Source organism: Clostridium sp. MF28 (genome assembly GCF_002969175.1).
Lineage (GTDB): Bacteria > Bacillota > Clostridia > Clostridiales > Clostridiaceae > Clostridium > Clostridium beijerinckii.
The window spans coordinates 417,014-432,997 of record NZ_CP014331.1; the positions used below are offsets into that span (position 1 = coordinate 417,014).

Genomic DNA, 15,984 nt, shown 5'->3' on the forward strand with positions numbered 1-15,984 from the left:
AATCTGCACTTTATCTAGAATCTTACATCTGGTGCTTTATGGATGTATATTCCACTTCTTCAAAATCTCCATTGCATATTTATCTAATGATACTGCTAGGTTTATATCCTCCTCTTTTAATGCCTTTTCATATAGAATGCTATCATCATCAGTGCTGTACACTTTTGCTACCTCTTTAGCAATGCTGTCAATTTCAAAAGGATTAAAGAATGTAAAACTGAATCTCAAATCTGGAAGAAGTGCCATGAAGTGTTCCTCTTCTATGTTTCTCATAAAGCTGTCTATTCCATTAAGTAAATCCTCTTCAATAAGTAATAAATCTTTAGCTGTAGAAAATAATCCCTTTAAAAAGCTTCCTGACTTCATAAGTTTTTCCCCAGTTCCATAAAGGTACTGCATTGCCTTATCTGTCACTTCTTTAGAATTAATAGAATTTAATCCGTATAATATACCTAATGATGCTCCTTCAACTGCGCTGTTTAGATTCTTCTTATTAATAAGCAGTTTTAAGCTGTCGATTAAGGTTTCACTATCAAAATCAGCTTTATTAGAAATATGATAAATATCTTTTAGCTTAGATATAACTTCATTTTCATTGTCATAATCTACAGTGCTTAAACTTGTTATTTGAGACACAGCTTTATTATAAGCAGCAGTAAAGAATTCTTTAAGCTTTTCATTCATAGTAATGTTAAGCAAATCCTCTGAATTACATAAAAAATTTAGATTGTAACAAGAATTTGTAACTGATACAAAATCTTCATCTCCATTTAAGATCTCACCAAATAAAGGAAGAAGTCCCTGAAAACTGCTTTCAACGCCCATAAGTGCAGCTTCTATTAAAAGCGGCGAAGCTTCTCCTGATACATTTTCACAAGAGATAAACCTCTTTGCAAGTATAGAACTTGCTGCCTCCTTTAAGCTCCCGCCATGCACTGAAAGTTCTATAAGTGTAGCTTGGAGTTTAGTAGTCCATTTATACTTCCATACTTCTCTTACTAAATTGGTATTTTTCCTTTTAATAAAATCAGGTCCCTTTTCCATGAAGCAAAAGTTAGTATTTAAAAACTTCATTATATGAAAAAACTTACTTTGCTCCCTATGTTTTTTACTCTTATAAATACTTAATGGCACTTCATTTTCTAAAGTAGTGGTTTTTATGTTAAATTTTCTGCACAATTCATTAAAATCTTGTACTATAGGTGGCACTTCTGCTAATGCACATAGCTTACCTATTTTATTTCCTGTAAGCAGGTCTCTCAAATATTTTAAAGAAACTTGTGCCTCTGCATCCATTTCACCTTTTACAAAAGAAGATGTTATGCCATCCTTAAGCTCATAAACTCCACATTCATACTTGTTCCTTAGAGATTTAAGTCCCTTTGCCATATTAAAGGCCTCAATTTCATCTGCTGTGGAAAGATTTCCATGATTTTTTCTTATAAGTTTCCCGCAGTGTACAATATAATTAAGAACTGCTTCTTCGTAAGGCTTATCCATCTTTTTTTGAATATTTTCAAAAACTCGTTGATAAAAAGCAGGATGAGGCATTCCGCTGGCATAACCATTTAATTGATCACTTTCCTCAAAAGAATAGGACATGGCATATACTCCTGTATCCTCTTGTGCTATATTATGAAGAGTTATTTCCTCATTAGATTCAAGTCCATCAATAAGAGCAGAAGTATGAAATCCTCCGCTTACTACAAGAACTTTATTGTATTTTTTAATAGCTTCTCTTATTTTCATACTCATAAATTTTTCTCTAGAAAGGCATCCATCTTCTTTAAGCATTTCTTCATTATAGCTTTCCCTAGAAAGATAGCAGGAAAATATCATATTTTCTATAAACTTCTCAGTACTTATCTTAAGTCCATCTATTTCGAATAATTTTTCCCAAAGCTCATTATAATTTCTGCAGCCTTCCTTTTCACAAAGGGTTTTAATAAAAATACTTTCCTTCATTAAATAATCATCATTATAGGTATTTTTCTCCTGAGCTTTTCCCATAACCTCTAGTTTTTTGCTGTTTATAAGTATTTCAGCATATGATAAATCTATGAACTCGCAGGCAATATTTTTCTTTTTTCCTTCTCTTAATGCTAAAAGCTCTGGCGAAAAATCTAAAAAGGGATAATAGCACCTATACTTTTCTTTATTTTCTTCTATAAATGAATTTCTATCAAAATAACTATAGTAAATGCATACAGGAGCTTTAGTTTCCTCATGAGCTATATATTTTATTACTTTATTGGCCTCTACAGGTCCTTCAATTAATATAATCTCAGGATTATAACTCTCTATTACCTTTTTCAGATGAAAGCTACAGGCAGGACTGTGGTGTCTTACTGGGAAAAACATTACTTTGCTTTCTAAATTATAAGCTTTTTTAACATAGTTTTTTATTTTATTATCTATATCCTGATTACCTATATTTTTACCCATGCTAGCTCCACCTTTATTTAATACACTTTTTAGCTTCATAGAAATCCTTCCAGTTACCACCCATTTTTGTACTTTTACCTTTAACTACAATATTAAAATAACTCCTTAGTTTATCCACATCTTCACGGCTTTCCTTAAGGACAGAACCTAGTATGTTTTGTACCATAGTACTCATATCAATTTTAGAATCTCCATAGTAAAAGCTACTCATAAGAGTTTGATAATAAACTGACACTGCCTCAGCTGTACTCATTACTGCAGAAGGCTTGTCAATTCTACTACCTTCAGAAGATATCCCTTCCCTTAATTCATGAAAGGTTGTAGCAAGAATTTTCGCTGCATCTCTATCAACTTCCATATCAATATTAGAATTCTTAATAAGCTTCTCAACTTCTCCTTCTATAATCTTAGCTTCTAAAGAAACATCACTTATTGGGAATACAGTTTCAAAATTAAATCTTCTTTTTAAGGCACTGCTCATTTCATTAACTCCACGGTCTCTAGTATTAGCAGTAGCTATAACATTGAAACCAGGAGATGCACAAAGCAGTCCTTCTTCTCCAAACTCTGGTATATTTAAAACTTTATCACTAAGTACACTGATTAAACTATCTTGCACCTCTGCTGAGCATCTAGTGATTTCCTCAAATCTAGTTATAACTCCCTTTTGCATGCCTATATACAATGGAGAAGGTACTAGCGCTTCTTTAACTGGTCCTTTAGCTAAAAGCAAAGCATAATTCCAAGTATACTTAATCATGTCCTCTGTAGTTCCTGCTGTTCCCTGTATAGTATTTGTGCTGCATCCACAAATAGCAGCAGATAAAAGCTCACTTAACATGGTTTTAGCTGTTCCAGGCTCTCCAACCAGCATAAGCCCTCTGTTTCCAGCTAAAGTTATAATACATCTTTCAATAAGAGTATCATCTCCATAAAATTTCTTTGTAACATTAACATTCTTTCTTTTTAACTTTAAAGGCTTACTGCTTCCTAAAATAAAAGTCCTTACAGCCTTAGGAGATAATCTCCAATTTTTTGGTTTAGGCCCGTCATCGTTAGCTTCTAATGCGGCTAATTCCTCTGCATATAATATTTCAACGGTAGGTTTTAATGCTTTTATTTCACTCATATATACTCTCCTTTATTCTTCCTTTTAGCCCGCGATGTCTGCTGACTCAAAACTACCATTTATATTTCCGCTGACTATAATGCAGTGTCCTGCAAACAAGTCTCCATCAAAAAAGAAAATCTCAAACTCACCTTCAGGATAAACACTTATGGTATCCAACTCTATAGATTTAATAAACATTTCTTCTGTAACTTCGTCAATTTCATCCTCTTCATCAATCCAATCATTGGCAAGTTCTAAAAGTTCACTTGCAGCATAAGCTCTAATTCTATCGCTCCAATCTTTTTGATTTTTGAAAAGCTCATGAGCAGTTTTAAGAGAATCTTTCATTCTTTTTTCCTCATCTAGATCAAAATATAATCGTCCTTCTTCTCCTGCCCAAATGATATCATTCTGAAAAGTCTTAATGCCTTTATCTAATTGAAATTTTCCAAGGATTTCATCTTCATAAAATACTGGTTTAAGTTCTTCTGCTAATATATCCTGAAGCTCCTTATCCTTATAGTTTGCATCCATGAGCTCCACAAGCATGAAGGATTTTTCGCCTTTTCTAAGTTTAAGTTTAATTATTGAATTTCCTTTAATAGTCTTTTGCCATTCCTTTAAGCCTTCATTATCAGTAAGCCACGATAGATTAATCTCCTCTTTTACTGATGGCTCATTGCTGTTTAAATCCTTCCAAGCAATAAGGTTTATAGAAGCTCTCCATAACTCTTCTTTTCCACCTTTGCCTGCACCAACTCCTAGAGAGGACGTTACAGCAGCCACCTCAAATATCTCCTCTTTGAATTTGCTATCAAAGGCTTTTATCTCTTTATTTTTACTCATACTTTCCTCCTTATTTCTCTTCTCTCCATTTATCATTGTTTCCTGTTTTAGAAACCAAAGCTCTACTCACTTGATAAAGAATTTCACTAAAGAATCTCTCAGGCAGTGTACCTATGGATATAGTATTTTGTTTATGTGTTTTCTCATTTATATACGCATACTTAGACATGGTTCCTAATTTATAAAAACACAAATCATATACTGTTACTTCTTCACTTTCATAGCCTACAGATACACCGCTGAAATTTAGTCCTACTTCCACTTTATGATTATTGTCTTCTTTATAAAAAGCATAATAACCACCACCATCGCCAATGGCTCCTCTAATCCATCCAAAGCCCGTTAATTTACCAAGTAAGGATAAACCATTTAACATAACTCCACCAAAGCGCTCTACAGTATTTCTATTTCTTTCTTCTTCTGTAACAGTAAATATTTCTCTATTTAACTGTTCAAATGGCTGTTTGATTTCATAGTTTTCAAATTGTTCCGTCCACAAAGCCATGTCCTCATTATTTAATTCAATAGGGTGAACAATTCCTATTATCATTCCATCTTCTAATTCATACTCTTCTTCATCCTTAGTATTAAAGCTGCCATCTTCCATATATCTAAAGCTATCAGTTAAAACATCATCTTTATAAATCCCCCAGACAAGACCTATAGCAAACTTATGCATAATAGGATTTTCAACAAAAAGTTTTATCCAAGATTCTTTTGTCCATTTTCTATTGCTAGATAAGGCCATTTCTAGACGAATAGCTTGTATATTGGCAACTGTTTTTAACTGTTTCTTTAAGTTTTTAAATTCTGCAGAAGCCTCCTTTGCCTTAACTTCATCATCCTTATTAGCTGGAGCTGGCAAGCTTTTAAGCTTTTTGCCACTTTCATCAGTTATTTCTAAAGTAAGCTCTGGAGTAAGCGATACAATAAATTTTCTATCTCCATAATCAAAAATTCTTTCTCCTCTTACATCAAAGCCTAAGTTTGGAACTATTCTATCAGAAAGCTCTTCTATGTCTATTCCCATTTGCTCTGCTGCAAATTTAAGAGCTGAAGCTGCTGCATTTTTAACTTGCTTAAATTTAAACTTTCTTGATATATTGTCTACTATTATCAAAGCCTCATTACTTCCATTTAGAGCAAGAGCCTTAACTGCTTCACTAGCTATTGCACCTCTTGAATTCTTAGGCCACTCTTCTATATTCTTTTTAATTAAACTTATTACTTCATAGTCTCCATAAACTGAAGCAAATGGTAGTACCCATTTTTTCTTACTTTCTGCACCTGCATCTAGCCACCTTTGTAGAATTTCTAAGGCAAGTTTAGATAAGTCCTTTTTATCTAAAAGTTCTCCTACCTTTAAAGCTTCACTACTTAATCCAATTTCAATACAAGAAGCATAACATACAAGCATATATTTTATAATTTCACTTTCTGCATAAGCTTCACTATCCTTAAACTTTACCTTTGTCAAAGTATCACAATTCAGCCATCTTAGAGTTGCTGCTTTATTCCCTTTTAAACCATGCTTACAGTATTTTAAAATATCTAATTCTTCATTGTTTTCTTCCAAATCACTTTCTAGATTTAAAGCATCTCTTATAATGGCCTTTATCTTTTCACTTTTTTCTACTTCCAAGGCTTTGTTTAAGGCTCTCAGAGCTTTCTCATCACTGCTCTTTAAAAGCACCTTTACTGCCGATTCCCTAACTGCCTGTTTTTTTGAACTTAAGCTAGTTATCACCATCTGCTGCTTTATCTTGCTTGAGCTTAAAAGCTTTATCACTGTTTCCTTTACAACTTTAGAGGAATCACCTAAATACTCTATAAGAATTTTTGCACTTTTAGTTTCCTCAAGAGTTTTATTCAATGTTTCTAAAATACCTTTTCTACTTTCAGCATCACAATTAGGGATATTTTCTATTACCTCATCTTCCTTTGTTTCAATTAACTTTTCTATAATTTTAACTGCTTGGCTGCTTAAGCTATTTCTGACGTAATTACCGAAAGCACAATGTCCTAAATAACATATATAGTTTTTAATAGATGCTCCACAATTTACAAGTAGTTCAATGTAAGAATTCAAATCATCTTCTGATGCCTTTTTCCCCTCGTACTTTAGATAATCATTATACATATTTCTTAATATGTCTGGATTTCCTGTGGTAATAAATATATCCATAGCCCTTGAAAACATCGAAGATTGATCCTTTAACCAAAACAGAATTTTAGAAAAATTAAATGAAGGCATGTACATATCTCTTTTTCCAAATAAGCCTTCTAAAGACTTATCTATGTCACTAAAAGAGATATTTCCTTCTAAGTATTGTATAAAATCTTCGTAAACCTCTCTTTCAATACCATTCTTGTCCATAAACGTAGAAAATTCATGTATAAAAGCATCTTCTACATCATTTAGGAATTCCTTGCCTTCTCCTTTTTGCCAAAGAATGAAGGCCATATAAGCTTTATTCATGCCAAAACACATCTCTGTAGCTTTTTTAAATTCTTCTATGTGTTTATCTGCTTCTTCCTTTAGTTCTTTTCCATAGGTATAGTTATAATTTAAATTGTTAGACGCTCCAAGCCATGCGATATATGATTCTCTTTTAATTTCAAGAGCATCCACAAGGTTTGATATTACATTATATCTATTATATTTTAGATAATTATGTAAATCGTAAAAAAACTCTTTATAATCAAATTCTGCAGCAAATTTAGTAAATCTTCTTGCTATTTCAGATTCAACGCATATTGTACAACTAATTCCTATCAAAAACCTCAAAACATATTTATTAAGGTTCAAAACTAATCTGCTGTCATTTTTTAGAGTTTCCACTATATCTTTTAAATCTGAAGTTCCCTCTTTTAAATATTCAATTAATGCATCTTTCTGCATTTTAGATATACTATTATTAAATAAATTTCCTACTGATTCAATCATGTCATTTTCTAACCACAGGAAATATTCTTTATCTTTTTCCTTGTAAGCTAAATAAGTTATTATTATAGCTTTTTCATTTATTTCGCTTATCTTAATAGCTTCTAAAAATGAATCTCTATACTTTTCATAAAGACTATCATAAAACAAAATAAATCCACGATCTAAAGTTCTTTCCTGCTCAGTGATAGACGTGGCATAATAAGCTATAACAAAGACTGGACTTAAACCGTATTTTAAAAACTCTTTATAATAAGAAGTTGGTTTATAATAACTTGTCTTATCTAAGACAAAAAATAAAGAAGACTTGCCCATTTGAAATAGTATTCTTAAGTATTTTGACAAATAATCATTAGCTTTATGCTTGACTAAAGAATTATATACACTAACCACTGCCTCTACCGCATCACTCTTTAACTGTTTCATATCTATACTAGGAAGATTATTAAAGAAATCCTCTTCTTTGATGCTACCTTCTACATATTCCTTAAAATCATCAATAACTTCATACGTTAAGCCTAAATCTAAAAACACATTACTTATTTTTTCTGTTAAATGCTGTTCCAATCCCATTTTACTTAACACTCCTCCTATACCTATAATTCATTAATAATTTTTATACCTTCTATCTTCATCTTACTTTCCCTACTTAACAATTATGTATTGTCTATATCTTATTTTTTGAGCTTCTTCTGAAATATTGATAATTATGATTAAAATCAATTCAGTATTTTAGAACATATCTTTTAAATATCATTATTTGTTACATCACTATAAATTGTCATGATTGATAACTTCCATGTTACACCTTTATACAAATTAGTCAGAACACCATTCTTTAAAGCTAAATAATACTCCATTCCAAAACTGTATATTATTTTCATTGCCGTCTATAATTGCACTCTTGCATCCTCAAGGATTATCCACATATTTTTTTCATCATAATCTTTTACCTTTGCACGTACCAAATGATTAGGATATAAGTTCTTTGCTTCTGAGTTTCTGGCACATTCTTCATAATCAGCAATAGCAATTGTTTTGTTCTCTAATTCTATAATCACTCCTTGAGGGTAAAACACTTTCAATATTCCTTCTACTTCTTTTCCTTTAGTGAAATATTCTTTAGCACGCAACCAATCTTCTAAAAGGCATTTGCTATGAATAGACCATACCTCTTCAAACTCATTTTTGCTAACTATTTCATCCAATTCACTTATTTCAATTAAGCCTTCTGCTAAGAAAAATCCCATATCTTTATCTTCCCTATTTGAGGCTATATATCTGTTATCACATATCATTATTTGTCTTTCAGCATATCCATTTACTATTTCCATATACGTATCGTATTCTTTTTCATTCTCAAACCACTCCCATTTGAACTTTATATACATCGAATCATTCCTTACTGTTAAATTTTTCAAGACAATTTCATATTAAATACTATCTCATGATTTTTACCTATCCATTTTCCAATTAGCTGTAAAACCAGTCTTAGCTTCTAACGTTCTTCCACATCATAAAGTATCTCGCTAAAGAATCTTTTTGGAACCTTCATTGGTACAATTGTATTCTCATCAGTTACTTCATCATAAACATAGCTTCCTCTTTCGACCGTACTTGCTTTGTAGAAAACAAGTTCATAAATAGTAGTTTCTTCATCTTCATAACCAACTCCAAGATACTCAAATTGAAGCTCTGCACCTATTCCTATTTTTTCATCTTCCTTATAAAACTGATAATAGCATCCTGCGTCTTGTATTGAACCTCTATACCATCCCATTTTAGTAAGCTTACCTACAAGTGAAAGCCCATTAATCTTAGTTCCAGCAAAACGTTCTATATTCTTCATTTCTTTCTCTTCTTCAGTCACAGCATAAACCTTCCTTTGTAGTTGAGGGAAAGGCTGTACTATTTCATAATCTTCGAATTGCTGCTTCCACCCTTCTAACATTTCTGTTTCAAGTTCTAAAGGATGCACAACTCCTATAAAAGAATTCTCTATAAGATAATACTCTTCCTCATCCACTGTATTAAAACTACCATCTTCCATATATCTAAAGGTATCCTTTAGTTCTCCATCTTCATAAATACCCCATACCAAGCCAAGAGAAAAATTATGCATAATGGGATTTGCTACAAAAAGTTTTTCCCAATCTTTTTTCTTCCATAGTCTGTTTACTGCAAGAGCCATTTCTAGTCTTAAGCTTTGGGCTGAAACAATAGTTTTCATCTGTTTCTTTAAAGCTTTGAATTCATTTGCTGCCTCTTTAGCTTTTAGCTCATCATCAGATTTATTTGGTTTTGGCATAGTCTTAATTACTTTTCCAGTATTATCAGTAATCTTTAAAGAGAAATCTAATCCGAAACTTACAGTAAAACTTCTGCTTCCAAAATCAAATACTCTTTCTCCTCTTTTGTTAAAACCTAAATCTGGTATTATTTTATCGGCTAAATCATCTTCAGTTAAATTAAACATCTTTGCTGCTGACACAAAAGCTTCTCCTGCTGCTTTTTTAATCTGTTTATGCTTAAATTTTCTAGCTATACTATCTATTATTATCAAAGCATCATCACTGCCATTTAAAGCTAAAGCTTTTACCGCCTCACAAGCGATAGCTCCTCTTGAAGTTTTTGACCAAACATCTATTTGAGTTTTTAACGTATTTACTACATTGAATCCTCCAATTGCTGAAACTAGAGCTAGTACCCATTTTTGTTTTGTATCTGCACCATTATTAATCCAAAGATTTAGAATTTCACTTCCAAGGGCGTCTAAATCAGCCTTATTGCACCTTTCTATTACCTTTTCTGCTGTAAGATTTCTTTCTACAACATTTTCAAGAGAGTATTTACTTATAATATAAGTTATTACATCCTTTGATAAAACATTTCCATCTTCATACTTTACATCTGTGAATCCTTTTACAACCATCCATTCTGGTGCAGTATACGAAGTTTTCTTGAGCCTCTCACTGCAGTAACTACTTATACTATTAGCACTTTCAAGTATTTCGGTGTCCAAATAATCTGCATTTACAATGTTTAAAAGTAAAATCTTAACTTTTTCATTTTTTTCTTTCTCCGCAAATTTTTCGATTTCTGCTTTAAATTCTCTCATATCAAAATTCATTAAGATTTTAGCAGCAATTTCTCTAGTAGCTGTCTTTTTGCTTGCTAATATCCCTAAAACTTGCTTTTTGCATCCTTCATAAGAACTAAGTAAACCTGCAATTTTATCTCTAATAAACTTTGAATTATCTGATAAACTTCTAACTAAAATCTCAGAATATTTTTCCTTATTAACTTTAAATAAAGCCTCAAGTACAACTTCTTTTGACTCGCCTTTTAAATCCTCTACAATATTTATAATCTCAGTATTTTCTTCATCACATAACATTTTTAAATATTCCTTGGCTTTTGGATTTAAAACTGCATCAGCAACTAGAATTAAGTGCTTTTCATTTATACCTTCACTTAAAAGTTTTTTTGCAAAACTTATGTAACTTATATCATTATATCCAGTTACATATGATATAACTGAAGCTACTAAGGCATATTCTCCAATATTAACTGATATATATATAAATCTATGTATAATATCTCTAATTTCATCTATAGAATACATTAATTGAAAACAAAGACCATGATATCGCCATATATAACCACTATGTCCATCAAATTTCTCAGTCCTATGAAAAAAGTCCTCTAATAAATCTTCATTTTTGCCTTCTAATACATACTCTAGTATTTTAGCTTTTTCTTTTCTCTCTAAAATTTCTAAGGTTCTATCTGTACATATGAAAAGATTCAAAATTATTCCTATAGCATTTTTTAAGTTTTCAAGATCTGCTTCTTCCTTAGAGTAGCTATAAATAAAATAAGCAAGTAAGAATACTTCTAAATCATGAAAATTATCTTGACCAAGCTTCTTTTTCTTTAGAGCTTCAAAAGTTTCTCTAAAAACTAAAGGTATTTCTTTTATCCTTTCTTCTATCTCTTCACGTATCTTCTTATTTTCTTCTCTAACATATATACTTATTAATCTATGTATATATAGCTTTTTATCAATATTAAATCTATTTGCAATATCATAACTTTGTGCTGTTTTATCATAAAAACAAATAAATTCTACTAATTCGTAAAATAACATTTTTCTATTAGTGCTTTTACTAATGATATTGCTGACAACTTCCTTTAACTCATCACTTTTATCGCAAGCATAAGAGAAAAAATCAACTAAAGCTGTTTGCTTATCCTTTAAATATTTATTTATATTATCTGCATCTTCAAAATTATGTTTTATAAATTCTTCTTCATTCTCTGGTAAACTACAGCCATTTTTAATTGCTAAGGCTGCTAATGACAATTTAGTAAACTCGTCTTCTGCTTCTAAAAAAGTTTTTGATAATATTTCCTTGTCTTCTGATACCATTTCTTCAACGATTGTAATTACTTCTATTACATTTCTACGATAAAGACAATTTTTTATAAGCCATAATAGAAGCTTTTCTTTATGTTCCATAGGTTTTAAATAATTTACAGTTTTAGATACAGAATAAAATCTTCCATTTATTATTTGAAAGAAGCTCTCTCCTCCTATAGCAAAGAATACATTTATTATTCTTTTAAAAATTTCTTCTTTCTCTATAAAGCTGTCCATTAGCTTCCAAAAATCTGCTCTTATGTTATAGTGACTTCTAAGAGCCTTTTCCATATTATATTTATTAAATTCTTCTACGTTTAAAGAATTTTCTCCACTTTCAATGTAAGCTTTAATCTTTATAATTTCTTCATCTTTTATAGTACAGTTACAAAGTTTAACCTTTAGTAAATTTAATAATTCATCCATTTATTTTTCCCCCATTTATATATTCTAAAATTTAAAATAAATCTTATTTCAGCGAGCTATATTCATAAGTTCAAGTTTAATCTGAGATATTTATATGAATAAAATTATACCATACCTTTCTATTTATCATAATAATTGTAGTTTAAACTAAAATATGTTAAATTGTTCTTTCTTAAATTCTCAATGGTTTTTCTATAAATTCCTATATAGTTTGTCTTGTTGAAAAATTATATATCTAAAGTGTGTTCCGTAAATTTTATAATATAAATGTGCATTGTGTTACTCAATCAAAGCTTCATCATCACCTAATATTTGATCATCAATGGTTGTATTATGTAACATTACTTTAATTACTTCCTTTTGATACATGTAAACTTTACCACAACTGATAAAAATGGTATAATTTAAGACATAATAATTAATATACATTGTTAAAGAGTTAAGGGGGAGTTTTTTATGGCAAAAATTATGATTGCACCAAGTAAATACATTCAAGGTAATGGAGAATTAAAAAATATTGCGGAATACGTATCTGTACTTGGTGAAAAAGCATTATGCTTGATTAGTGAAAGTGGCTTAAAAAGGGTAAAAAATACTATAGACAAAAGTTTTGAGACTAAAAATATAGGTGTAAAATATGATTTATTTAACGGAGAATGCTCTATAACTGAAGTAAATCGTATTATCAAAATTTGTGATGAAAATCAATTAACTGTTCTCATTGGTATTGGCGGTGGAAAAATTATTGATACTATTAAGGCTGTTGGATACTATGCAAATCTTCCTGTTGTGATTGTACCTACCATAGCTGCTACAGATGCTCCATGCAGTGCTTTGTCAGTTTTATACACTGATGATGGAGTCTTTGATAAATACTTATTCTTAAAGCAAAATCCTAATATAGTTTTGGTTGATACTGGTATTATTGCAAAAGCTCCAGTTCGTCTTTTAGTATCTGGTATGGGTGATGCCTTAGCGACATATTTTGAAGCAAGAGCTTGTGAAAAATCCAATGCTGGAACATGTGCTTTTGGTACTACTACTATTACAGCTCAAGCATTAGCTAGACTATGCTATGATACATTAATTACTGAAGGATATAAGGCAAAACTTGCTGTAGAAGAAGGAGTTTGTACAAAATCAGTAGAAAAAATAGTTGAAGCTAATACTCTTCTTAGTGGTCTTGGATTTGAAAGCGGTGGTATTGCAGCGGCTCATGCTATCCATAATGGTTTAACTGTATTGCCAGCTTGTCATCATATGTACCATGGAGAAAAAGTTGCATTTGGTACATTAGCTCAATTAGTTCTTGAAAATGCTCCAATGGATGAAATTGAAGAAGTATTAGATTTCTGTACTAGAGTCGGTCTTCCTGTTACTTTAAAACAATTAGGTATCGATGAAATAAAGCCAGAAGAAATTATGGAAGTTGCAAAGGCTGCTACTTCAAAAGAAGATACTGCACATAATATGCCATTTGAAGTTACCCCTGAAGATGTCTACGCTGCTATTTTAACAGCTAACAGATTAGGACAAGAATATATGTAATAAGTAAAAAATTTGCAGGCGGATAAGATTTCTTTTTTGTTCTTTTTAGAATATAAAAACTATTCAATTAATTTTTTAAAGTTGTCTACAGATTTTACTGGAATAAAAAGTCATAAAGAATAAAGAAGACTTAAAGTAAGTAAATATTTGCTCACTTTAAGTCTTCTTTATATTAGCATAAACATATTTTCCAGAAATTTTATATATTTAATGATAACTATATATTAAATTATTCTAAAAGTCTTAATTTTATATGGCTTTATAGTAAAGATGAATTTTTTTAGTTCTGTAACCCTCTATATTGAAAATATTAATGTGTAATCTTTAATATTAATATCTTCACCAATGGTATCTAAAACCTCCATGCCCAATATGCAGTCTAATTAAATCATAAGAATTTATTAACAGATTTTATGTATTTCCAAAAATTTTGTATTAAAGTTTCCTTTTCTAAAAGTTTCATTATCCATTAATTTTTTGTGAAAAGGAATTGTTGTTTTAACTCCTTCAATAACAAATTCATTTAATGCTCTTTTCATTCTTAGAATTGCTTCATCTCTATCTCTTCCCCAAGCAATCACTTTTGATACCATTGAATCATAAAATGGTGAAATAACGTATCCTGGATAAACTGCACTATCTATTCTTAAACCAATTCCCCCAGGTGATAAATAATTTTCAACTTTTCCTGGACAAGGAATAAAGTTTCTAGATGGATCTTCCGCATTTATTCTACATTCTAAAGCGCATCCATTTATCTTAACATCTTCTTGAGTAAAAGATAATTTTTCACCACTTGCTACTAATATTTGTTCTTTCATAAGATCAATGCCAGTTATCATTTCAGTAACACCATGCTCAACTTGTATTCTTGTATTCATTTCCATAAAATAAAAATTATTATCCTCATTTAAAAGAAATTCAACAGTTCCTACACTATTATACTTTACAGCTTTAGCTACTTTTACAGCCGCTTCACCCATAGTATTTCTTAAATCCTCATTTAATGCTGGTGATGGTGATTCTTCTACAAGCTTTTGATGACGTCTTTGTATTGAACAATCTCTTTCACCTAAATGAACTACATTTCCATAATTATCTCCAATTATTTGAATTTCTACATGTCTAGTATACTCTAAATATTTCTCCAAATAAACCATAGGATTTCCGAAATAGTTTTGTGCTTCTTTTTGGGCAGTTTCAATGGAGCTTATTAATTCGTCTTCAGAATTAACCACTCTCATTCCTTTACCTCCGCCTCCTGCTGATGCTTTAACTATAACTGGATATCCTATTTCTTTTGCAATTGCTATTGCTTCATTAATATTTTGTATTTCTCCATCTGTCCCAGGAACAGTAGGCACTCCAGCTCGCTTCATTGTATCTCTTGCATTAGATTTATCACCCATTAAACTTATGATTTCAGGACATGGACCTATAAATTTAATTCCAAATTCCTCACACATTTGAGCAAAATTTGTATTTTCTGAAAGGAAACCATAACCTGGATGAATAGCATCTACTTTAGCATGTATAGCGACACTCAATATATTTTGCACATTAAGATAACTATCCTTTACAAGTGTTTTACCAATACAATAAGCTTCATCAGAAATTTTTACATGCAATGCATCTTTATCAGTTTCTGAATAAATAGCAACTGTTGAAATTCCAAGCTCTCTGCAAGCGCGTATAATTCTAACAGCAATTTCTCCTCTATTAGCTATGAGAATTTTCTTAAACATATCTTTCTCCTTTTCAAATCACTTACTTACTTTTTATCTCAAATAGTGGTTGGCCGTATTCTACAAACTCTCCATCCTTAACTAATATATCAACTATAGTTCCTTGAACGCCCGCTTCAACTTCATTAAATAATTTCATTACTTCAATCAACCCAACAACAGTGTCACATTCTACCTCATCATTAACTTTAACGAAGGCTTGTTCATTTTTTTCTTTGGAAGAATAGAAACTCCCTGCAAAAGCGGCTTTAATATATTCCTTCTCTGTAATTTCTGGCTCAACGTCCTCATTGATACTTTTCTCAATTTTAGACTGAGCATCTTTAATTTCGCCTTTAGTAAACGTATTAGTACCAGCTAAACCTTCACATATCTTATTCTTATCTATTATTATCTTGCTATCTTCATGTTGAAATTCAAAGTGAGAAACCTCGAATTTATCAATAACTTGCATGATTTTTTCTATATCCTCTATATTAATCATAATTTCACTTCC

10 protein-coding genes are annotated in these 15,984 nt (G+C 30.9%); 1 reads left to right on the plus strand and 9 read right to left on the minus strand.

Going from position 1 to position 15,984, the window contains the following annotated elements:
* Positions 1–36 precede the first annotated feature (36 nt).
* The 7 genes from AXY43_RS01720 to AXY43_RS01745 all read right to left on the minus strand — a co-directional run bounded on the left by AXY43_RS01720 (position 37) and on the right by AXY43_RS01745 (position 12,195).
* Entirely contained in the window at positions 37–2,484 is a 2,448-nt protein-coding gene (locus AXY43_RS01720; RefSeq protein WP_105410854.1) for a DUF5682 family protein, read from the minus strand.
* Positions 2,459–3,574 (minus strand): ATP-binding protein, encoded by a 1,116-nt coding sequence (locus tag AXY43_RS01725; RefSeq protein WP_023975439.1) that lies wholly within the window; start codon positions 3,572–3,574, stop codon positions 2,459–2,461. Before AXY43_RS01725 ends, AXY43_RS01720 begins: the two co-directional genes overlap by 26 nt.
* A gap of 24 nt (positions 3,575–3,598) precedes the next feature.
* A complete protein-coding gene (locus AXY43_RS01730) occupies positions 3,599–4,402 on the minus strand; it encodes a DUF2262 domain-containing protein (protein WP_023975440.1) in 804 nt (267 codons plus the stop codon).
* A 10-nt stretch (positions 4,403–4,412) separates the two neighbouring features.
* Positions 4,413–7,919 (minus strand): DUF4132 domain-containing protein, encoded by a 3,507-nt coding sequence (locus AXY43_RS01735; RefSeq protein WP_105410855.1) that lies wholly within the window; start codon positions 7,917–7,919, stop codon positions 4,413–4,415.
* A gap of 173 nt (positions 7,920–8,092) precedes the next feature.
* Positions 8,093–8,230 carry a hypothetical protein gene (locus AXY43_RS27430; protein WP_157983154.1) on the minus strand — a complete coding sequence of 46 codons (138 nt, stop codon included), beginning with the start codon at positions 8,228–8,230 and terminating at the stop codon, positions 8,093–8,095.
* Between the two features lie 6 nt (positions 8,231–8,236).
* Positions 8,237–8,767 (minus strand): hypothetical protein, encoded by a 531-nt coding sequence (locus tag AXY43_RS01740; protein ID WP_236891958.1) that lies wholly within the window; start codon positions 8,765–8,767, stop codon positions 8,237–8,239.
* Positions 8,768–8,844: 77 nt separating this feature from the next.
* On the minus strand, positions 8,845–12,195 hold the full coding sequence (locus AXY43_RS01745) for a DUF4132 domain-containing protein (RefSeq protein WP_243099152.1): 3,351 nt from the start codon (positions 12,193–12,195) through the stop codon (positions 8,845–8,847).
* 456 nt (positions 12,196–12,651) lie between these two features.
* On the opposite strand from AXY43_RS01745, the gene AXY43_RS01750 reads away from it, so the two are divergent.
* Positions 12,652–13,743: a glycerol dehydrogenase gene (locus tag AXY43_RS01750; RefSeq protein WP_105410856.1), complete on the plus strand. Its 1,092-nt coding sequence runs from the start codon at positions 12,652–12,654 to the stop codon at positions 13,741–13,743.
* 401 nt (positions 13,744–14,144) lie between these two features.
* Here AXY43_RS01750 and accC read toward each other — a convergent pair whose 3' ends face one another.
* Together accC and AXY43_RS01760 are read right to left on the minus strand one after the other, a co-directional pair.
* The gene (gene accC / locus AXY43_RS01755) at positions 14,145–15,488 is read right to left on the minus strand and encodes an acetyl-CoA carboxylase biotin carboxylase subunit (RefSeq protein ID WP_023975445.1); all 1,344 of its coding nucleotides are present in this window, start codon (positions 15,486–15,488) and stop codon (positions 14,145–14,147) included.
* A gap of 22 nt (positions 15,489–15,510) precedes the next feature.
* Entirely contained in the window at positions 15,511–15,972 is a 462-nt protein-coding gene (locus tag AXY43_RS01760; RefSeq protein WP_105410857.1) for an acetyl-CoA carboxylase biotin carboxyl carrier protein, read from the minus strand.
* Positions 15,973–15,984: the final 12 nt, after the last annotated feature.